The 20,263-nt window shown below is 51.4% G+C and carries 15 protein-coding genes and 2 pseudogenes; 14 read left to right on the forward strand and 3 right to left on the reverse strand.

What is annotated here, in order from left to right; all coding sequences use genetic code 11:
* Positions 1-193: 193 nt before the first annotated feature.
* Positions 194-1,283 (reverse strand): annotated as a pseudogene (gene pheA / locus HMPREF1028_RS08315) (prephenate dehydratase).
* A 472-nt stretch (positions 1,284-1,755) separates the two neighbouring features.
* Between pheA and misR the strand changes: the two are divergent.
* From misR to rplS, 8 genes and pseudogenes are all read left to right on the forward strand, one after another.
* Positions 1,756-2,433, forward strand: a complete 678-nt coding sequence (gene misR / locus HMPREF1028_RS08320; protein ID WP_003740839.1) for a two-component system response regulator MisR — start codon at positions 1,756-1,758, stop codon at positions 2,431-2,433.
* Between the two features lie 15 nt (positions 2,434-2,448).
* The gene (locus HMPREF1028_RS08325; protein ID WP_003758036.1) at positions 2,449-3,864 is read left to right on the forward strand and encodes a HAMP domain-containing sensor histidine kinase; all 1,416 of its coding nucleotides are present in this window, start codon (positions 2,449-2,451) and stop codon (positions 3,862-3,864) included.
* A gap of 26 nt (positions 3,865-3,890) precedes the next feature.
* Positions 3,891-3,953, forward strand: a pseudogene (locus HMPREF1028_RS15545) (transposase); the annotation flags it as partial.
* A gap of 385 nt (positions 3,954-4,338) precedes the next feature.
* Complete coding sequence (locus HMPREF1028_RS08330; protein ID WP_009312351.1) at positions 4,339-6,732, forward strand: bifunctional acetate--CoA ligase family protein/GNAT family N-acetyltransferase; 2,394 nt, start codon at positions 4,339-4,341, stop codon at positions 6,730-6,732.
* A 76-nt stretch (positions 6,733-6,808) separates the two neighbouring features.
* The gene (rpsP, locus tag HMPREF1028_RS08335; protein ID WP_003740833.1) at positions 6,809-7,057 is read left to right on the forward strand and encodes a 30S ribosomal protein S16; all 249 of its coding nucleotides are present in this window, start codon (positions 6,809-6,811) and stop codon (positions 7,055-7,057) included.
* Positions 7,058-7,075: 18 nt separating this feature from the next.
* The gene (gene rimM / locus HMPREF1028_RS08340) at positions 7,076-7,585 is read left to right on the forward strand and encodes a ribosome maturation factor RimM (RefSeq protein ID WP_009312352.1); all 510 of its coding nucleotides are present in this window, start codon (positions 7,076-7,078) and stop codon (positions 7,583-7,585) included.
* Positions 7,585-8,334, forward strand: coding sequence for a tRNA (guanosine(37)-N1)-methyltransferase TrmD (gene trmD, locus HMPREF1028_RS08345; protein ID WP_009312353.1), 750 nt, complete (start codon positions 7,585-7,587; stop codon positions 8,332-8,334). The genes rimM and trmD overlap by 1 nt, the downstream gene beginning before the upstream one ends.
* 13 nt (positions 8,335-8,347) lie before the next feature.
* Complete coding sequence (gene rplS, locus HMPREF1028_RS08350; RefSeq protein WP_009312354.1) at positions 8,348-8,713, forward strand: 50S ribosomal protein L19; 366 nt, start codon at positions 8,348-8,350, stop codon at positions 8,711-8,713.
* Between the two features lie 151 nt (positions 8,714-8,864).
* Here the strand turns inward: rplS and HMPREF1028_RS08355 are convergent, their stop codons facing one another.
* Positions 8,865-9,482 carry a hemolysin III family protein gene (locus HMPREF1028_RS08355; protein WP_036529469.1) on the reverse strand — a complete coding sequence of 206 codons (618 nt, stop codon included), beginning with the start codon at positions 9,480-9,482 and terminating at the stop codon, positions 8,865-8,867.
* Between the two features lie 143 nt (positions 9,483-9,625).
* The gene (locus HMPREF1028_RS08360) at positions 9,626-10,156 is read right to left on the reverse strand and encodes a tyrosine-protein phosphatase (protein ID WP_094113029.1); all 531 of its coding nucleotides are present in this window, start codon (positions 10,154-10,156) and stop codon (positions 9,626-9,628) included.
* Positions 10,157-10,479: 323 nt separating this feature from the next.
* Here HMPREF1028_RS08360 and HMPREF1028_RS08370 point away from each other — a divergent pair, with 323 nt between their 5' ends.
* The 6 genes from HMPREF1028_RS08370 to HMPREF1028_RS08395 all read left to right on the forward strand — a co-directional run bounded on the left by HMPREF1028_RS08370 (position 10,480) and on the right by HMPREF1028_RS08395 (position 20,249).
* Positions 10,480-11,937, forward strand: coding sequence for a transferrin-binding protein-like solute binding protein (locus HMPREF1028_RS08370; protein WP_009312357.1), 1,458 nt, complete (start codon positions 10,480-10,482; stop codon positions 11,935-11,937).
* 452 nt (positions 11,938-12,389) lie between these two features.
* The gene (gene glyS, locus HMPREF1028_RS08375) at positions 12,390-14,453 is read left to right on the forward strand and encodes a glycine--tRNA ligase subunit beta (RefSeq protein WP_009312358.1); all 2,064 of its coding nucleotides are present in this window, start codon (positions 12,390-12,392) and stop codon (positions 14,451-14,453) included.
* A 365-nt stretch (positions 14,454-14,818) separates the two neighbouring features.
* A complete protein-coding gene (gene ubiB / locus HMPREF1028_RS08380) occupies positions 14,819-16,330 on the forward strand; it encodes a ubiquinone biosynthesis regulatory protein kinase UbiB (RefSeq protein WP_009312359.1) in 1,512 nt (503 codons plus the stop codon).
* Between the two features lie 566 nt (positions 16,331-16,896).
* Positions 16,897-17,988: a redox-regulated ATPase YchF gene (gene ychF, locus HMPREF1028_RS08385; protein WP_009312360.1), complete on the forward strand. Its 1,092-nt coding sequence runs from the start codon at positions 16,897-16,899 to the stop codon at positions 17,986-17,988.
* A 69-nt stretch (positions 17,989-18,057) separates the two neighbouring features.
* Positions 18,058-19,356, forward strand: a complete 1,299-nt coding sequence (gene tyrS / locus HMPREF1028_RS08390; RefSeq protein ID WP_009312361.1) for a tyrosine--tRNA ligase — start codon at positions 18,058-18,060, stop codon at positions 19,354-19,356.
* Positions 19,357-19,877: 521 nt separating this feature from the next.
* Positions 19,878-20,249 (forward strand): NADAR family protein, encoded by a 372-nt coding sequence (locus HMPREF1028_RS08395; RefSeq protein ID WP_009312362.1) that lies wholly within the window; start codon positions 19,878-19,880, stop codon positions 20,247-20,249.
* The last annotated feature ends 14 nt before the right edge of the window (positions 20,250-20,263 follow it).

Consider the following 20,263-nt stretch of genomic DNA (forward strand, 5'->3'; position numbering starts at 1 on the left):
CCTGCTGTTCAAAAGAACTGTGCCGCTGTTTATCAAAGACTGGCATGAGCGTGTAAAAGCATCCTTTAAAAAGCGCGGCATCCATACCGAAGTCTGATTGGTTCTGAAAAAACGCGTTCAATATTTCAGACGACCCTTGTTTAGCAAAAAAGGTCGTCTGAATGTTCAGACGACCTTCTTTATTCCCGTTACATCACAAAACGGCTGCCGGATAGGACCCGATGACCTTGACAAACGATGCGCGTTCACTCAAGAGCCGCAGTGCGTTTTGGACTTTTTCGTCGTTTTGATGTCCTTCGATGTCGATGAAGAACAGGTATTCCCACAGCGCGGATTTGCTCGGGCGGCTTTCGAACTTGGTCATGGAAATACCCGATTCGGTAAACGGCTGCAACAGCGCGGCGACGGCGCCGGCGCGGTTGGGTGCGGAGACTGCCAGCGAGGTTTTGTCTTTACCGCTGCTGCCTGTATCTTGATGCCCCATGACCAAAAAGCGCGTGGTGTTGTTCGGCTCGTCCTCGATGCATTCAGCGACATAGTTCAAATGATAAATATCGGCTGCGGTACGCCCTGCAATAGCGGCGATACTGGGGTCGTCTGATTCTGCCACCAGCCTTGCCGCCTCTCCGTTGCTGGAAACGGCGATGCGTTCAGCGTTGGGCAGGTTGCGTCCGAGCCAGTCGTTGCATTGCGCCAGCGCTTGGGCGTGTGCGATGACTTTTGTGATACCGCCCAATTCCGTGTGTGCCTTTACGCAAAAGGTTGTGATGGATGCGGACAATGACTTCGCCGCAGGCTTTCAATGCGGTTACTGCCAATAAGTCTAAGGTGCGTCCGACCGAGCCTTCGGTCGAGTTTTCAACCGGCGCGACCAAATAATCCGCCTGCCGCGTTTCAACTTGTCGGAAACACTGGTCTATGGTTTGAAATGCGGCGGTATGGGCGGCATGGCCGAAATGTTTGATGGCTGCCTGCTGGGTAAACGTTCCCTGCGGGCCGAGGTAGGCAATCGTCAGCGGACGCTCCACCGCCAAGCATTCGCTCATCACTTCGCGAAACAGCCTTGCGATGGATTCGTCAGGCAACGGGCCTTTGTTCAAACTCTGAATCCGCCTCAATACCGCGACTTCGCGCTCAGGACGGTACACCGCGCCCGTTCCTTTCAATTCGCCGATGGCGTGCGCATGGCCTGCGCGCTCGTTCAATAGGCGCAAAATCTCGGCATCGATTTCATCGATGGCATTGCGGTGCGGCAAAAGCTGTTCGTCAATGGATAAGGACATATCGACAAGCCCCTTGTGATTCATTCATAAATACAAGCAATCATTCTAACATCAAACAGGTCGTCTGAAAGCTGAATACGTTTTCAGACGACCTGTTTTATAGTGGATTAACTTTAAATCAGGACAAGGCGACGAAGCCGCAGACAGTACAGATAGTACGGCAAGGCGAGGCAACGCCGTACTGGTTTAAAGTTAATCCACTATAGAATCCCTCCGTTCTTTCTCGAACACAGCCTTTACCGGCATCATTTTGCCGCCCGTTTGGCGCGTATCCGGCGTATATTTTGGGGATTTGGTACAGGGGTCGTCTGAAAATGTAAAGACAGCGTCCCTGCAATGCAAAAAAGCGCAAAAGCATAGGAAAACAAGCTATCAAAAAACTCAAAATGCGTGTTAAGATTAGCCATCACTATCCGCCGCACCCATTTATTTCGGGTTTGCGCAGCGCATACAATCACGAAAAGGAAATCCCATGAGTCGCGTATTACTCGTAGATGACGACGCTTTGCTGACTGAATTGCTCACCGAATACCTCACCGCCGAAGGATTGAACGTCCACAGCGTTCCGGACGGCGAAGCCGGTGTACACGAAATCCTGACCGGCCAGTACGATGTCGTCGTATTAGACTCCATGATGCCGAAAATGAACGGCTTGGACGTATTGAAAAACGTCCGCTCCCAAAGCACCGTTCCCATCATCATGCTGACCGCCAAAGGCGACGACATCGACCGCATCATCGGATTGGAAATGGGTGCGGACGACTATGTTCCGAAACCTTGCACCCCGCGCGAACTGTTGGCACGCATCAACGCCATCCTGCGCCGTGCGCAACAAAGCGGCGAGCCGAACAACGCGCCAAACAGCATTTCCGTCAGCGACGTCGTCCTGTACCCCGCCAAACGTCAGGCGACCATCAAAGACACTCCGCTCGAACTGACCAGCACCGAGTTCAACCTGCTCGAAGTCCTGATGCGCCACGCCGGACAAGTTGTCAGCAAAGAAACTTTGTCCATCGAAGCGCTTGACCGCAAACTGGCAAAATTCGACCGCAGTATCGACGTCCACATCTCCAGCATCCGCCACAAACTGGGCGATGCCTCGCTGATTCAGACCGTACGGGGCTTGGGCTACCTGTTTGTTAAAAACTAAAGATAAAACAGATCAATGAAACTGTTTCAACGCATCTTCGCCACATTTTGCGCAGTCATCGTCTGCGCAATCTTTGTGGCGAGTTTTTCTTTTTGGCTGGTGCAAAATACCCTCGCCGAAAACCAATTCAACCAACGCCGCACCATCGAAACCACTTTGATGAACAGCATCCTCTCCGCCTTTAGGGCGCGCGGGGACAGCGGTGCGCGCGAAATTTTGGCGGAATGGGAAGACAGCCCCGTCTCCAATTCCGTTTACGTCATTTTGGGCGACGAGAAAAAAGACATCCTCGACCGCAACATCGACAACCACACCATCGAACGCGCCCGCGTATTTGCCATCAATAATCCCAATTCCGATTTGGCGCACATCGAATACGACCGTTTCGGCGAAGAATACCTCTTCTTTATCAAAGGTTGGGACAGCCATCAGGCGCAACGCCTGCCCAGCCCGCTCTTTATCCCGGGCCTGCCGCTCGCCCCGATTTGGCACGAATTCATCATCCTGTCCTTCATCATCGTCGTCGGTCTGCTGATGGCGTACATCCTCGCCAGTAACATTACCAAGCCCATCAAAATTTTGGGCAGCGGTATGGACAGGGTAGCAAACGGCGAACTTGAAACCCGTATTTCCCAGCAAGTGGACGACCGTGACGACGAATTGTCCCACCTTGCCATCCAGTTCGACAAAATGGCGGAAAAACTGGAAAAACTCGTTGCCAAAGAACGCCACCTGCTGCACCACGTCTCCCACGAAATGCGCTCACCTTTGGCGCGTATGCAGGCAATCGTCGGACTGATTCAGGCGCAGCCGCAAAAGCAGGAACAATACCTGAAAAGGCTGGAAGGCGAATTGACCCGCATGGATACCTTGGTTGGCGAATTGCTGACGCTTTCCCGTTTGGAAACATCCAACATCCCGTTGGAAAAAGAAAGCCTGAAGCTCGTCCCCTTCCTGAAAAACATCGTGGAAGACAACCAAAGCATCGCCCAGCAGAACAAACAAACCGTTACCCTTTCGGTCGAACCCAGAATCCCCGAAAATGCCACGGTCTGCGCCAACGAAGGCTATTTGTACCGCGCGTTTGACAACGTTATCCGCAACGCCATCAATTACAGTCCCGAAGGCAGCACCATCCGCGTCAACATCGGACAAGATAGCAAGCATTGGATTGTGGACGTTACCGACAACGGTCCCGGCGTGGACGAAATGCAACTGCCGCACATTTTCACCGCCTTTTACCGTGCCGACTCCAGCGCCAGCAAACCCGGTACCGGCTTAGGCCTTGCCCTGACCCAACACATCATGGAGCAGCACAACGGCAAAATCATGGCTGAAAACATCAAGCCGAATGGTTTGAAAATGCACTTTATCCTGCCCAAAAAGAAAGTGAACGGCAAAACGGAAAAGCCGCATCCTAAAAACTCTTGACCATGAATATTGCCCATCGGGGTTTGTATAGTGGATTAAATTTAAATCAGGACAAGGCGACGAAGCCGCAGACAGTACAGATAGTACGGAACCGATTCACTTGGTGCTTCAGTATCTTAGAGAATCGTTCTCTTTGAGCTAAGGCGAGGCAACGCCGTACTGGTTTAAAGTTAATCCACTATAAACAAATTGCCACACCCCAAGCCTACAAAAGGTCGTCTGAAAAGAACAAACCCTTACGTTCCCGCCTTTCAGACGACCTTTTATGCCATTTGTCATATATAATGCAAGTGAATAATTAAATCATTTAAAGTCCGCGTATTCCGCCATAAAGAGCAGCAAAACAGACTATCCATTGATAACAAAACCAACAACGAACGCCCAATCCCGTTCACTCATCACACACCCCTTCCAACCCAAACCGCCCGAAAGGTCGTCTGAAACGCAGCGTCCACACACTGAAAAGGAGGCACCATGTCCGCCCAATCCATGTCCGGCTACTTCTTCATGCCCAACCACATCATTCTCGTGGGCGCGAGCGAACGCCCATACAGCTTGGGCGAACGCATCCTGAGCAACCTCCTGAGCGCACCGTTTCAAGGTCAAATCACACCCGTCAACCTCCGCCACCGCACGGTTGCCGGACTCACCTCCTACACCAACCTCAACAAAATCCCCGGCAGCGCCGACCTCGTTATCGCCGTAACACCGCCCGACAGCTACGATGCCCTGTTCAAATCCTGCCGCAAAAAACAGTTCGGCCACATCATCCTCATCCAAGACTGGGAAAGCCTGTCCGACGATGAATGGCACACCGCCGAAGCCGCCATCAAAAAACACCACGGCAACGAACTCAACATTAGCGTGTGCAGCCCCGCGGGCGTGCAGCTTCCATCGCAAAGCCTCAACATCAGTTCCCAACCCGACCATCCGGCAGGCTACACCGCCCTTCTGACCGGACACGCTTCCGTCAGCAGCGAAATCAACCTCATGCTGCAAAAAATGGGACAGGGCATTTCACGCCACATCAGCCTCAACTATCCGCTCAGCCCCACCACCTCTGCCGACTGGCTCAACCGTTTCGGCCACAACCGCCACACCAAAGTTGCCGTTATCGAGCATAACCCAGCCGAAAACCAGCGCAACCTGTTCAGCGCCATCCGCCATTTCACCCGCCACACCCCGCTCATCCTCCACGTTACCCACCGTTCAGACGACACCGAAAAAGCCGTGTTGCGCTGCCTTGCGCGTCATTGCAACTTCCTCACCACATTCAGCAGCAGCGAACTCGAAGCCGCCCTGCACGCGCGTTTATCCGATCTTCCCCCTCTGAACAGCATCGACATCCTGTCCGACACCCCTGCCGAGTGGCTGGAAACCTGTGCGCCCCAAAACCTAAAACTCCAATTTCCCACCAAGCAGCCGCACATCCGCCAAGGCTACATCGGCAGCACACCCACGCCCGCCCATTACCACAGCATCGCCAGCCAACAACTTCAAAATACCCATACCGAAGCCCTGCTCGCCATCGTTGCCCCGACCGACAGTCCCGACGAAAAAAATCTGACCCGCACCCTGAGCATGCTGGCGAAACACACTGCCAAACCCCTGCTTGTCAGCAGCCGCTTTTCAGACGACCTCCTGCATTTCGACCGTCCTGAACAAGCCCTGCAAGCCGTATCTTTCCGAAACATTGCCGACCAACTGCAAAAAGAACAGCTACGCATCGCCACACCCAAAAAAGTTCGTCTGAAAACCCCGCAAGCAAGAAACATTAACAAAGCCCTCGCTTCAAAAGACCTTCCCCTGCTTGCCGAAGCCCTGTGTTTGCCGGCTTATCAGCACACCACGCATAACGCCGTGCAATTCCGTTTCCAACGCCATACCGCCTATGGCGACATCCTGACTGTATGCCATCAAGGCAGAACCACCGCCGCGCTCCCGCCGTTCTCTACGCTGGACAGCGAACACATCGCCCGTTTCGCCCAACTCGACAATACACACACCCTCAACCAGCTCCTGCACACCCTAAACACACTCAGCCAACGGCAGCAATACATCGGCGAAATCCTGCTCAACCTCAACGGCGACCAATACAGCAGCGACTTTGTCTTGCAGGCTAATGAACGTCCTTCTCCGAAAAACAAACCAACCAATATAGCCACCCTCAAGCTCGAGCAGGCCGCCGCCAAAGTACAGACCGCAGCGGAATACCTGCGCAGCAAAAATCCGACTGCCGCCGAGTTCCTCCGCAACACCGGCGAAGCCGCCGCCGAACTTTTGGGCGCAAAAACCGAAAGCGAAGACCCCATCCAAAACGTGCTCGCCCCCTACCCGACCGAGCATCCTGCCACGCTTACCCTGAAAAACGGCGAAACCGTAACCATCCACCCCTTCACCCCCGAAGACGCGGAAGTCAAGCAACAATTCGTCCGCAGCCTGTCTCCACAAGCGCGCTACACCCGCTTCATGACCCATACCAACGAATTGCCCACCCCTACCCTCGCACGCTTCAGCAAACTCGACTACCACAGCGAAGCCGCATGGACGGCGCGCAATTCAGACGACCTCATCGTCGCCGTCAGCCGCTTCAGCCGTATCAATCGCAACGAATGCGAATTCGGCATCACACTTGCTGAAAACGTGCGCGGCAAAGGGTTGGCAACGGAAATGATGAAGCTGATTATCCAATCGGCAACACAACAAGGCTACCGCGTCATGAGTGCCCAAATACTCAAATCCAACACCCCTATGCTTAAACTTGCTGAAAAATCAGGCTTTACCATCACCCCTTCAGAAGAAGACAACACTTTATGCCAAGCACGCCTCAGCCTGACCACTCCGCAAAACAGCAACAAAAACAAATAAAAACTTGCATGAACAACGCAAAATATCCTAAAATTAGCGGTTTCTTATCTATCCGATTTTCTCAAAAGGACTCAAAATGGTAGTTATCCGTTTGGCTCGCGGTGGTTCTAAACACCGTCCCTTCTTCCACGTAGTCGTTGCCGACTCCCACAACCGCCGCGACGGCCGCTTCATCGAGCGCGTTGGCTTCTACAACCCTGTTGCCAATGAAAAACAAGAGCGCGTACGCCTCCAAGCCGACCGCCTGAACCACTGGATCGCCCAAGGCGCACAAGTCAGCGACGCAGTTGCAAAACTGATCAAAGAACAAAAAGCTGCTGCTTAATCACCGGCTAATCTTGCTATGACCGACACTCGACAACGGGTAGCCATGGGCTACATCAAAGGCGTATTCGGCATCAAAGGTTGGCTCAAAATAGCCGCCAATACAGAATACGCCGACAGCCTCCTGGACTACCCTGAGTGGCAGTTAAGCAAAGACGGTAAAACCCTGAACGTGACACTCGAAGCCGGCAAAATCGTCAGCGGAGAGCTTCAGGTCAAATTCGAAGGCATAGACGATCGCGATCAAGCTTTTGCCCTTCGCGGCTGTACCATCGAAATCCCCCGAGAAGAATTCGCTCCTACCGAGGAAGACGAATATTATTGGGCAGATTTAGTCGGCATGACCGTTGTCAACAAAGACAATATCGTGCTCGGCAAAGTCACAAACCTGATGGAAACCGGTGCCAACGATGTTTTGATGATTAATGGCGAACATGGCCAAATCCTGATCCCGTTCGTATCCAACTACATCGAAACCGTCGATACCGAAGGCAAAACCATTACCACCGACTGGGGCTTAGACTACTGATGTTGATACAAGCCATCACCATCTTCCCCGAAATGTTCGACAGCATTACCGAATACGGCGTAACCGGTCGCGCAAAAAAACAAAACCTTTGGCAATTCCAAGCCATCAATCCCCGCAAATTCGCCGATAACAAACTCGGCTATATTGACGACCGCCCCTTTGGCGGAGGTCCGGGAATGATTATGATGGCACCGCCGCTGCAAGCAGCGATAGAAGAAGCCAAACAAACATCTTCATCTCCTGCAAAAGTCATCTACCTTAGTCCGCAAGGTCAACCGCTGACCCACAAAAAAGCTGTAGAACTTGCAAAATCCCCGCATCTCATACTGCTTTGCGGACGATACGAAGGAATTGACGAACGCCTGCTGCAAAGCAGCGTAAATGAAGAAATCAGCATAGGCGACTTTGTCGTTTCCGGCGGAGAGCTACCCGCCATGATGCTGATGGATGCCGTACTCAGACTGATACCCGGCGTATTGGGCGACATACAGTCAGCCGAGCAGGATTCGTTTTCAGACGACCTATTAGACTGCCCCCATTACACCAAACCTTTAGAATTCCAAGGCATGACCGTCCCTGACGTATTGCGTTCGGGCAATCATGGCTTGATAGCCGAATGGCGGTTGAAACAATCGCTGCGGCGCACCCTGGAGCGCAGACCAGACCTGCTGGAAAAGCGCAGTTTAATCCCAAAGGAATCCCGCCTCTTAAAAGAAATCTTGCAAGAGCAACAGGAAATCCAATCATAATTTAGGAAAAACAATGAACCTGATTCAACAATTAGAGCAAGAAGAAATCGCTCGCCTGAACAAAGAAATCCCCGAATTCGCACCGGGTGACACCGTAGTCGTTTCCGTACGCGTAGTAGAGGGTTCACGCAGCCGTCTGCAAGCTTACGAAGGCGTTGTTATCGCCCGTCGTAACCGCGGCTTGAACAGCAACTTCATCGTCCGCAAAATTTCCAGCGGCGAAGGCGTTGAGCGTACTTTCCAACTCTACTCCCCTACCGTAGAAAAAATCGAAGTAAAACGCCGCGGTGACGTCCGTCGCTCCAAACTGTACTACCTGCGCGGCCTGACCGGTAAAGCGGCCCGCATTAAAGAAAAATTGCCTGCCCGCAAAGGTTAAGCAAAAGAATTACAAAACAAAATCCCCACTTTTCAGTGGGGATTTTTTACATCATCTTTCTATCATTCGGCAGTAAATTCAATTACAGATAAGATTTCGGTTACCGGCCTACAAAAAAACCTTGATACAACTTCTACAAACCGTCAGCCTCTTAAAGTACATAAAAATAGATGCAGACAAATTGAGCCAAGCTTCCACCAAGAACAAACAAATGCCAAATACCATGACCATGTTTAATCTTTTTATCATTCACAAACCAATAGATACCGACGCTATACAATATACCGCCCAACGCAAGCCAAAACAGCCCGACAGATGAAAGCGATTGAACCAATGGAAATAAAGCAACCAAAATCAACCATCCCATCACCACATAAATAATCATGGACAACAGCCGTTTTTCACTCTTTCTCCCTATCGTAAGCTCTTGAATAATCCCTAAAAATGCCAAGCCCCATGACACACCGAAAAGCGACCAACCCCATTCTCCCTTAAGAGGAATCAAGGTAAACGGGGTATAGCTGCCTGCAATCAACAGATAAATCATGCAATGATCCACTTTTTGCAAGACAGCCTTAATTTTAGGTTGAGGAATACTGTGGTACAACGTTGAGCCCAGATACAGCAAAGACAGGCAAACACCATAAGTAATCGCACTGGCAAGCCGATATGAATCATCCGCCTTAATAATCATCAGCACCAATGCCGCAACAGCCAGCATGGCGCCAATCAAATGAGTATACGCATTAAAGCGTTCACCGTAATACATAAGAATCATTCTTAGTTTGAAGAGACCGGCAAAGTGTACGCCAAACACCATACCGTAAGCGCAAGAAAATGATAAAGATAAGTTAAAACCAACACCGTTATCATTCCAAGACGCCTAATCCAGGCCTTACCTTACATTCAACATCATCCCTCTTTTCTCAGACGTTCCAAATGTTCGCGTACTTCCTGTACCTTTTCTTCGGTAAACAAATTCTCAATATTTTTCCAGATACTATGATAACCATAAGGACCATGTTGCATTTCCAACCTGGCCTCTTCCACCGACCAACCCTGATAAATAATACGGTACATTCCGGAAATCAAACCTGTACGGTCAGCCCCATGATAGCAATGAACCAATACAGGGCCGTATTTTTGCTGCTTTTCAATTAAGAAAAGAGTTTGCGCGACATCTTTAGGCTTAATTTTCCACGTCAACAAAGGACGGTTCAGCAGCATCAAATTGCGGCCTTTTAAATGTGTTTCGTTGTCGTTCCGATCAAAAAATCGCAAATTAATCACACTACGGATACCGAGTTGTTCAATCAGTTCCCCATCTTCCGCAACCGGCTGCTCACTGCGGTAAAGCTTATCGTCAATACGGTACAAATTAGCATCTTGCTTTACCAAAGTCGCCCAACGGGCGGAAGCGGTAGAAATATCTTGAGGAGCCATAGGAGTGGAGCACGCAGCGAGGAAACATGAACACAAAATTACAGACACAAAATGACGCATAAATTCTTCTCTAGAATAAAACGTGATTGTAATGGCAGGTCGTCTGAAAACGAAGCCCGATTAAAGCAGACAACCGCAACCGGCAGTTTCAAGCATTTTCAGACGACCTTTATGTCGTACAAATCAAACACAAACCGCATATCGATGGACAATTATCCCAACAAATGTAAAAAACAGTTTATTTTTGTCATAATTATATCTATGATAATACTTTATGCCATTTGATAAAAAGCACCATTCCAATCAACAAAAAAGGGGACAATATGTCTGCAATCAACACTAAAATCAAAACCATCATCTTAACCGCCATCAGCGCGGCAATCCTGTCTGCCTGTGGAGGCGGCGGTGGCAGCGGTGGCGCATCCACTCTTTCCACCGGATCAACCAGCACAAGTGGCAACGGCAGCCCTGCTAAAAACAGCAGCCCAAGCAATGCCACCCCCAGCGCTACCAATAACAATAATGGCAATACCGTAGCAGCCGCAGCACCTCGCAACAATCATGCCGATAACCTCGCCGGTCTGATTAATGAAGCTCCGCTGGAAACTTTAAACCTTGCTACACCGCTGCACACCAGCTTCATTTCTTCAGCCAGTGCGCAACAAAACAATCCAAATGTTCAATTGCGCCAAAAAGAAACAGGAGAACAATTCCAAACTGACAACCAAAACAAAGATCAAGGCGGCTTGATCAGCTCTTTAGATTTTAAAGCCAACGATGAAGTGAAATTGGATGGAATTGTACTATTCAATAAAAATGCGAATGGCAGTGCAACGCAACCCGAATGGACAACCACCGATTCCCTCATCGCAAAAATCAATTCCAAAGGCAACACAAAAGCCGATATCAGCGAACAAGATGGCAGCGAAAAAAATACCAAATACGAATACGGCAAATCAACTTTGGACGACCGTATTGTCGAAATCTTCAAACAATTGAAGACCGAACGAGAAAACCTTAAAAAAGCAAAAGAAGGCGGTACCGACGGTATTGATACAAACAAAATTGCAGAAATTGAAGCCAAGATCAAAGAGCTGTCAGAACTGTATGACTTTAAACGTCAACTTCGTGCAGGTTTGACAAAATATACTCAAGATTCCATGAATCAAATTGCCTATTTCCGCACTGATGCCGATGGTTTGGTGTTTGACAAACGATTCGACGGCATCTACGTCATCCGTTTTGTCGATGGTACGCAGATCGTTATGCACGATCCTGCCGCTGCCGGTTGGACTTACCAAACTTTCGCCCACTACATTGATCCGAAATCCGGCGTAATTTACGGCTATCAAAGCTTAGGCGATGAGACCAAGTTCACCGACCTGCCGGAGAAAGGTACGGCAACTTACAACGGCTTGACTACCGCCTATGTTGTGAAAGGTGACCAAAGCCGTCAGCTGACAGCGGATGTTAAAGCCATTGCTGATTTCGGTTTGAAAGGCGTACGCTTTGAAACTACCAATTCCCAATTCCATTCCCTCGACGCCAACGGCCGCCGCGTAAGCGAAGCCGATGCGAAGTACGACATGAAAGGTACGGCGAAATGGGAAAACGGCAACCTCTTCCTTGGTTCGGTTGAAGCAGCCGCAGCAGGTCTGAAAGGTAATTTGAGCGGTAAATTCTACGGTGCAAAAGCTGCTGAAATCGGCGGTACTTACGGCTTGAAAAACCAAGACGGCAGCGAACACTTCATCGGTGGTTACGGCGCGAAACGTCAATAATCCTAATGACCGTCTCCTTTAAAAAAGGTCGTCTGAAAGACTGTTTGCAGTTTCAGACGACCTTTTCTTTTAACCTGCCAAACACACCCGCACCAATATGAAAGCGCATAACACGGTCACCCAATGCAGCGATAAATTAATTTGAAATCAGGGCAAAACAAGGAAGTTATCCTTATCCGGCAGCTTTATCCCCTATCTTCATCACCCTCTGCCTGCTTCTATTACCAACTTCTCTAATAATCACGCCGCAGAAAAGGCGCAATTGTGGCATAATCTGCACCAAATCAAACAGACATCGGCAATGCACACCATACCGGCGCGCGAATCCGATGGCTTTATCTCCAAACTTTCAGACAAATCAAACCAAGACGGGGTTTCCAGCCAGAGGTCGTCTGAAAGTATCCGCTTCAACGAAATTAAAACCGACAAATGTAAAGAGCAGAAAGTCTCACATGACAACCAAAACCCTTTTAATCGAACTCCTTACCGAAGAACTTCCCCCCAAAGCCCTGAATAATTTAGGCAACCACTTCGCCGCTTCTGTTGCCGAAGGCTTGGAAAAAGCGCAACTGATTGACGGCGCAGCCGAATATACCGCCTACGCCTCGCCGCGCCGTTTGGCCGTTCAAGTTAAAAACGTGAAAGCCGTTCAAGCCGATCAGAAAATCGTGAAAAAAGGCCCAGCCGTGGCAAATGCCATGAAAGACGGTGCGCCGACCAAGGCTTTGGAAGGTTTTGCACGCGGTGCGGGGGCGAAAATCGAAGACTTGACCATCGTCCACGACGGCAAGCAAGACGTGTACGCCTACGAATATATCCAAACCGGCAAACCGTTGGGCGAACTTTTGGAAGACATTATCAATCAAGCCGTTAAGAAACTGCCGATTCCGAAAGTAATGCGTTGGGGCAGCAGCACGTTTACCTTCGTGCGCCCTGTTCACGGGCTGATTGTGCTGCACGGCGGCGACATCGTGAACGTCAGCGTTTTGGGTCTGCAAAGTGGCAATCAAACCTTGGGACACCGCTTCCTGTCCAACGGCGAAATCACTATTACAAACGCCGACAGCTACGCCACACAAATGCGCGAGCAAGGCAAAGTCGTTGCTTCGTTTGCCGAGCGCAAAGCCGCGATTCAGACGGCCTTGAACGAACAGGCAGGTCGTCTGAAAGCCACCGTAGCCGCCGATGAAGCATTGTTGGACGAAGTTACCGCGCTGGTCGAATACCCCGTTGTTTTGGAAGCCGGTTTTGAAGAACATTTCCTCGCCGTGCCGCAGGAATGCCTGATTCTGACCATGCAGCAAAACCAAAAATACTTCCCGCTGCTCGACCGAAACGGCAAGCTGATGAACCGCTTCCTGCTGGTCTCCAACTTGCAAACCGAAGACCCGTCGCACATCATCCAAGGCAACGAACGCGTCTTGCGCGCGCGCCTGTCTGATGCCGAGTTCTTCTACAAACAAGACCAAAAAGCGACTTTGGAAAGCCGCCTGCCCAAGCTGGCGAACGTGGTGTATCACAACAAAATCGGCTCGCAAGCCGAACGCATCGAACGCCTGCAAAGCATTGCCGCCCACATCGCCAAAGCTTTGGGCGCAGATGCCGCCGCAGCCGAACGCGCCGCGCGTCTGGCAAAAGCCGACTTGGTGACCGAAATGGTCGGCGAGTTCCCTGAACTGCAAGGCACGATGGGCAAATACTACGCCCGCTTGGACGGCGAAACCGAAGAAATCGCCGAAGCCGTCGAGCAGCACTATCAGCCGCGTTTTGCCGGCGACAACCTGCCGAACGGCAAAGTTGCCACTGCCGTTGCGCTGGCCGACAAGCTGGAAACCTTGGTCGGCATTTGGGGCATCGGTCTGATTCCGACCGGCGACAAAGACCCCTACGCCCTGCGCCGCGCCGCCTTGGGTATTTTGCGGATGCTGATGCAGTATGGTTTGGACGTAAACGAGCTGATTCAGACGACCTTCGACAGCTTCCCCAAAGGTTTGCTCAACGAGAAAACGCCGTCTGAAACCGCCGACTTCATGCAGGCGCGCCTTGCCGTGTTGCTGCAAAACGACTATCCGCAAGACATTGTTGCCGCCGTACTTGCCAAACAGCCGCGCCGTTTGGACGATTTGACCGCCAAACTGCAAGCCGTCGCCGCATTCAAACAACTACCCGAAGCCGCCGCACTCGCCGCTGCCAACAAACGCGTGCAAAACCTGCTGAAAAAAGCCGATACCGCGCTGGGCGAAGTCGATGAAAGCTTGCTGCAACAAGACGAAGAAAAAGCCCTGTACGCCGCCGCGCAAGACTTGCAGCCGAAAATCGCCGCCGCTGTTGCCGAAGGCAATTTTCAGACGGCCTTATCAGAACTGGCTTCCGTCAAACCGCAGGTTGATGCCTTCTTCGACGGCGTGATGGTGATGGCGGAAGATCCCGCCGTAAAACAAAACCGCCTGAACCTGCTGAACCGCTTGGCAGAGCAGATGAACGCGGTAGCGGATATTGCGCTCTTGAGCGAATAATATATAGCCGTAAACAAAGGTCGTCTGAAAACGGACAAGCAGCTTTGCCCAACGTTTTCAGACGACCTTTTTGATTCTATGAATCTATAGTGGATTAAATTTAAATCAGGACAAGGCGACGAAGCCGCAGACAGTACAGATAGTACGGAACCGATTCACTTGGTGCTTCAGCACCTTAGAGATCGTTCTCTTTGAGCTAAGGCGAGGCAACGCCGTACTGGTTTAAAGTTAATCCACTATAACGCCATCTGCTCGCCCGCAAAGCCAATTCCTGCCCACATCCATGTCCTAGCCCCATACCATTCCGTGTGGGCACAGCCTATTTACTATATAATTTCGACTTTCAGCATTTTCCGCGCTTAATCATGAAACGGCTCAAACGCATCAAAACCATCCTCCGCACGCTTTACCTCTACCGCCTCGCCGAGCTGTTTGCCGCGCTTGTCCGTCCGGGCTGGGCGCGGACGCTGTTGAAAATGCTGCCGCAGTCGTCTGAATTGGAAAACGAACCGCCTGCCGTCCGCCTGCGCCTTGCCCTAGAAAGCTTGGGGCCGATTTTCATCAAATTCGGGCAGGTTCTCTCCACGCGCCCCGATTTGATTCCGTATGATTACGCGGTCGAACTGGCAAAGCTGCAAGACCAAGTCCCGCCGTTTGATGCGCAGCTTTCACGCTCGCAAATCGAAAAATCGCTGGGGCAATCCATCGAAACGCTGTATGCAGAATTTGAAACCGAACCCGTCGCCAGCGCGTCCATCGCCCAAGTACACAAAGCCCGCCTGCATTCGGGCGAACAAGTGGCGGTCAAAGTTTTGCGCCCCAACCTTTTGCCCGTTATCGAACAGGATTTGTCGCTGATGCGCTTCGGCGCAGCTTGGGTCGAGCGTCTGTTTGCCGACGGCAAGCGTTTGAAACCGCGCGAAGTGGTGGCGGAATTCGACAAATACCTGCATGACGAGTTGGACTTGATGCGCGAAGCCGCCAATGCCAGCCAGCTCGGCCGCAACTTCCAAAACAGCAATATGCTGATTGTGCCTAAAGTGTTTTACGACTACTGCACCAGCGACGTACTGACCATCGAATGGATGGACGGCACGCCGGTATCGGAAATCGCCAAACTCAAAGCCGACGGCATCGATTTGCACAAACTCGCCGATTACGGCGTGGAAATCTTCTTCACACAAGTCTTCCGAGACGGCTTTTTCCACGCGGATATGCACCCCGGCAACATTCTGGTCGCCGCCGACAACCGCTACATCGCCCTCGATTTCGGCATTGTCGGCACGCTGACCGACTACGACAAACGCTATCTCGCCATCAACTTCCTCGCCTTCTTCAACCGCGATTACCACCGCGTCGCCACCGCCCACATCGAATCAGGCTGGGTGCCTGCCGACACGCGCGCGGAAGAATTGGAAGCTGCCGTCCGCGCCGTGTGCGAACCGGTGTTCAACAAACCGATTTCACAAATTTCGTTCGGCCTCGTATTGATGCGCCTGTTTGAAGTCAGCCGCCGCTTCAATGTCGAAATCCAGCCGCAGCTTGTATTGCTGCAAAAAACGCTGCTCAACATCGAAGGCTTGGGACGGCAGCTTGATCCCGATTTGGACCTGTGGAAAACCGCCAAACCGTTTTTGGTGAAATGGATGAACGAACAGGTCGGTCCTAAAGCCTTTTTGCGCAACCTCAAAAACGAAGCCCCCGACTGGGCGCAAATCATCCCTTCCCTGCCCCGCAAAATCAATGCGCTGGTTGACGAAAACCGCCAGCAGGAAATGCGCGATGCCTATATCCATTTGGTCAAAGTGCAGCAGCGGCAAAGCATGTGGCTGGGCGTGATTGCGATTGTGTTGCTGCTGATTTTGCTGTTTGATTAAAAATCCATATACACAAAAGGTCGTCTGAAAACGAAATAGTGGTTTTAGAAAAACTCGCTATCCGCATTTTCAGACGACCTTTTATTATGAATTTGCATAAAACGCGCACCTCAACCGTAGCGTGGGCTCCGCCCACGAAAATTGGATATTTTGCCCATCGCCCCAAGCAAAATAGACCGATATATTCTCGCGGGCAAAGCCCACACTACTTTTCCACTCGTTACCAAGGTCGTCTGAAAACATGGATTGCGGCTAAGCAAACCTGATATGACCGTTTTCAGACGACCTTCTATTGCGAGTTTGAATACAATACCCGCCGCAGCCGTAGCGTGGTCTCTGCCCACGAAAATCAGGATATTTTGCTACTCGCTCCAAGCAAAATAGACCGATATATTTCTCGCGGGCAAAGCCCATACCACCTCTTCCCTTCATCATCGAGGTCGTCTGAAAACGTCAACCGTTCCCATCGCATAAAACTGCGCTTTTCAGACGACCTTTACAGTTTTTGAGTCATTCCCCGATATGCTATAATCCGCCGTTAAACTTTTATCTTTTCAGGAAAAACCATGAGCTTGAAATGCGGCATCGTCGGCCTGCCCAACGTTGGCAAATCCACCCTCTTTAACGCGCTGACCCAATCGGGCATCGAAGCGGCGAACTATCCCTTCTGCACCATCGAACCCAACGTCGGCATTGTCGAAGTGCCCGACCCGCGCATGGCGGAGCTGGCGAAAATCGTCAATCCGCAAAAAATGCAGCCCGCCATCGTCGAGTTCGTCGATATTGCCGGTTTGGTCGCAGGCGCGAGCAAAGGCGAAGGCTTGGGCAACCAGTTCCTCGCCAACATCCGCGAAACCGACGCCATCGTCAACGTCGTGCGCTGCTTTGACGACGACAACATCGTCCACGTTTCCGGCAAAGTCGATCCGATTGCCGACATCGAAACCATCGGCACCGAATTGGCACTTGCCGATCTCGCCAGCGTCGAAAAAGCCATCGTCCGCGAAGAGAAACGCGCCCGCTCAGGCGACAAAGACGCGCAAAAACTGGTCGAACTGTGCAAAAAACTGCTGCCGCATCTGGACGAAGGCAAACCCGTCCGCTCCTTCGGTTTGGACGCGGAAGAACTCGCCATGCTCAAACCGCTGTTCCTGCTGACTGCCAAACCCGCCATGTACGTCGGCAACGTTGCCGAAGACGGTTTTGAAAACAATCCGTACCTCGACCGCCTGAAAGAATTGGCGGAAAAAGAAAACGCCCCCGTCGTCGCCGTTTGCGCCGCGATGGAAAGTGAAATCGCCGAGTTGGAAGACGACGAAAAAGCCGAGTTCCTCGCCGAGATGGGCTTGGAAGAACCCGGCCTGAACCGCCTGATCCGCGCGGGCTACGACCTCTTGGGCCTGCAAACCTACTTCACCGCCGGCGTCAAAGAAGTCCGCGCCTGGACCATCCACAAAGGCGACACCGCCCCGCAAGCCGCCGGCGTCATCCACACCGACTTCGAACGCGGCTTCATCCGCGCCCAAGTCATTTCCTACGACGATTTTGTCTCACTCGGCGGCGAAGCCAAAGCCAAAGAAGCCGGCAAAATGCGCGTAGAAGGCAAGGAATATGTCGTGCAAGACGGGGATGTGATGCACTTCCTATTTAACGTATAAACCAAGCAAAACGCTTTTTCAGACGACCTTTGCCAAATCAAGGTCGTCTGAAACATTGAAGGAAACCCAATGACCTCCGTTATCCAAGACTTGAAAGCGCGCGGCCTTATCGCGCAGACCACCGACATCGAAGCCTTAGATGCTTTGTTGAACGAACAAAAAATCTCCCTATACTGCGGCTTCGACCCGACCGCCGACAGCCTGCATATCGGCCACTTGCTGCCCGTGTTGGCATTACGCCGTTTCCAACAGGCGGGGCATACGCCGATTGCTTTGGTGGGCGGTGCAACCGGCATGATCGGCGACCCTAGTTTCAAAGCGGTGGAGCGCAGCTTGAATTCCGCCGAAACCGTTGCCGGCTGGGTAGAAAGCATCCGCAACCAACTGAAACCGTTTTTGAGCTTTGAAGGCGAAAACGCCGCCATTATGGCGAACAACGCCGACTGGTTCGGCAGCATGAACTGTCTCGACTTCCTGCGCGACATCGGCAAGCATTTCTCCGTCAACGCCATGCTGAACAAGGAATCCGTCAAACAGCGTATCGAGCGCGACGATGTGGGCATTTCCTTCACCGAGTTCGCCTACTCCCTGCTGCAAGGCTACGACTTTGCCGAATTGAACAAACGTCACGGTGCGGTTTTGGAAATCGGCGGCTCCGACCAATGGGGCAACATCACCGCAGGTATCGACCTGACACGTCGTCTGAACCAAAAACAAGTATTCGGCCTAACCCTGCCGCTGGTTACCAAATCCGACGGTACCAAATTCGGTAAAACCGAAGGCGGCGCGGTATGGCTGAACGCGAAGAAAACCTCGCCGTATCAGTTCTACCAGTTCTGGCTGAAAGTTGCCGATGCCGATGTGTATAAGTTTCTGAAATACTTCACCTTCCTGTCTATCGAAGAAATCGACGCCATCGAAGCGAAAGACCAAGCCAGCGGCACCAAGCCAGAAGCACAACGCATCCTCGCCGAAGAAATGACCCGCCTGATTCACGGCGAAGCCGCCCTGCAAGCCGCGCAGCGTATTTCCGAAAGCCTGTTTGCCGAAGACCAAAGCAGCCTGACCGAAAGCGACTTCGAACAGCTCGCCCTCGACGGTCTACCCGCATTTGAAGTTTCAGACGACCTCAACGTCGTCGAAGCCTTGGTTAAAACCGGCTTGGCTTCTTCCAACAAAGAAGCGCGCGGTTTTGTGAACAGCAAAGCGGTATTGCTCAACGGCCAAGCCGCCGAATCGAACAACCCGAACCACTCCGCCGAACGACCTGACGATGCCTATCTGCTGACCGATGCGCACAAACGCTTCGGCAAATACACCATCGTACGGCGCGGCAAACGCAACCACGCGCTCTTGGTTTGGAAATAAGCCTTAAATGACAGAGGTCGTCTGAAAACTTTTTTCAGACGACCTTTTTTCTACCGTCAACAGTATGATAGCGAATATAGTGGATTAACTGCAGATCGGCACGGTATTTCCCATTCATCCCGTCTGAGGTTTCGTCTTGCCCTGATTTACAATCAATCTGCCACACCTGCGCTCATCATAAATCTTAAATCCGGTAACGCCCTATCCGTTTGAATTTAATGAACAATAAGAAAGAAACACCATGACTTCCCCCTACACTCTTGCCGACCTGAAGACCGCCTACCAACGCAAAGAAAAATTGAAATATCTATACTTCTGGGGACAGACGCCAAAACATATAGTGGATTAAATTTAAATCAGGACAAGGCGACGAAGCCGCAGACAGTACAGATAGTACGGCAAGGCGAGGCAACGCCGTACTGGTTTAAAGTTAATCCACTATAAAAATGAGATAGATAAAGCCGTCTTCACCTGCGCCCTTCGGAATCGACGGCATCCGCTATGCGACTGCCGAACACTATATGATGGCAGAAAAGGCGAGGCTGTTCGGCGCAGACGATATCCGCCGCCAAATCATCGCTTCTGCCCACCCCAAACAAACCAAGGACTTGGGGAGACAAGTCCTTGGATTCAAAGACGACATTTGGAATGCCCGCCGCTTCGATATCGTTTGCGAAGGCAACCGTGCCAAATTCATCCAACACCCCGATTTGAAACGCTTTTTGCTTGGCACCGGCAGCCGTATCTTAGTAGAAGCCAGCCCGGTTGACGCAATCTGGGGAATCGGACTTGCCCAAGATGATCCACGCGCCCAAAATCCATTGCAATGGCGGGGTTTGAACCTACTTGGTTTCGCGCTAATGAAAGTACGAGATGAACTTCAGGTCGTCTGAAAGCAACTTCAAAA

Origin of the sequence: Neisseria sp. GT4A_CT1 (assembly GCF_000227275.1) — a bacterium.
Taxonomy (GTDB): Bacteria; Pseudomonadota; Gammaproteobacteria; order Burkholderiales; family Neisseriaceae; genus Neisseria.

Bases quoted from the DNA above. Each gene is read 5' to 3' on its own strand.
- misR (WP_003740839.1), top strand. From the start codon at position 1,756: ATGAGTCGCGTATTACTCGTAGATGACGACGCTTTGCTGACTGAATTG.
- HMPREF1028_RS08325 (WP_003758036.1), top strand. From the start codon at position 2,449: ATGAAACTGTTTCAACGCATCTTCGCCACATTTTGCGCAGTCATCGTC.
- HMPREF1028_RS08330 (WP_009312351.1), top strand. From the start codon at position 4,339: ATGTCCGCCCAATCCATGTCCGGCTACTTCTTCATGCCCAACCACATC.
- rpsP (WP_003740833.1), top strand. From the start codon at position 6,809: ATGGTAGTTATCCGTTTGGCTCGCGGTGGTTCTAAACACCGTCCCTTC.
- rimM (WP_009312352.1), top strand. From the start codon at position 7,076: ATGACCGACACTCGACAACGGGTAGCCATGGGCTACATCAAAGGCGTA.
- trmD (WP_009312353.1), top strand. From the start codon at position 7,585: ATGTTGATACAAGCCATCACCATCTTCCCCGAAATGTTCGACAGCATT.
- rplS (WP_009312354.1), top strand. From the start codon at position 8,348: ATGAACCTGATTCAACAATTAGAGCAAGAAGAAATCGCTCGCCTGAAC.
- HMPREF1028_RS08355 (WP_036529469.1), bottom strand. From the start codon at position 9,482: ATGTATTACGGTGAACGCTTTAATGCGTATACTCATTTGATTGGCGCC.
- HMPREF1028_RS08360 (WP_094113029.1), bottom strand. From the start codon at position 10,156: ATGGCTCCTCAAGATATTTCTACCGCTTCCGCCCGTTGGGCGACTTTG.
- HMPREF1028_RS08370 (WP_009312357.1), top strand. From the start codon at position 10,480: ATGTCTGCAATCAACACTAAAATCAAAACCATCATCTTAACCGCCATC.
- glyS (WP_009312358.1), top strand. From the start codon at position 12,390: ATGACAACCAAAACCCTTTTAATCGAACTCCTTACCGAAGAACTTCCC.
- ubiB (WP_009312359.1), top strand. From the start codon at position 14,819: ATGAAACGGCTCAAACGCATCAAAACCATCCTCCGCACGCTTTACCTC.
- ychF (WP_009312360.1), top strand. From the start codon at position 16,897: ATGAGCTTGAAATGCGGCATCGTCGGCCTGCCCAACGTTGGCAAATCC.
- tyrS (WP_009312361.1), top strand. From the start codon at position 18,058: ATGACCTCCGTTATCCAAGACTTGAAAGCGCGCGGCCTTATCGCGCAG.
- HMPREF1028_RS08395 (WP_009312362.1), top strand. From the start codon at position 19,878: ATGATGGCAGAAAAGGCGAGGCTGTTCGGCGCAGACGATATCCGCCGC.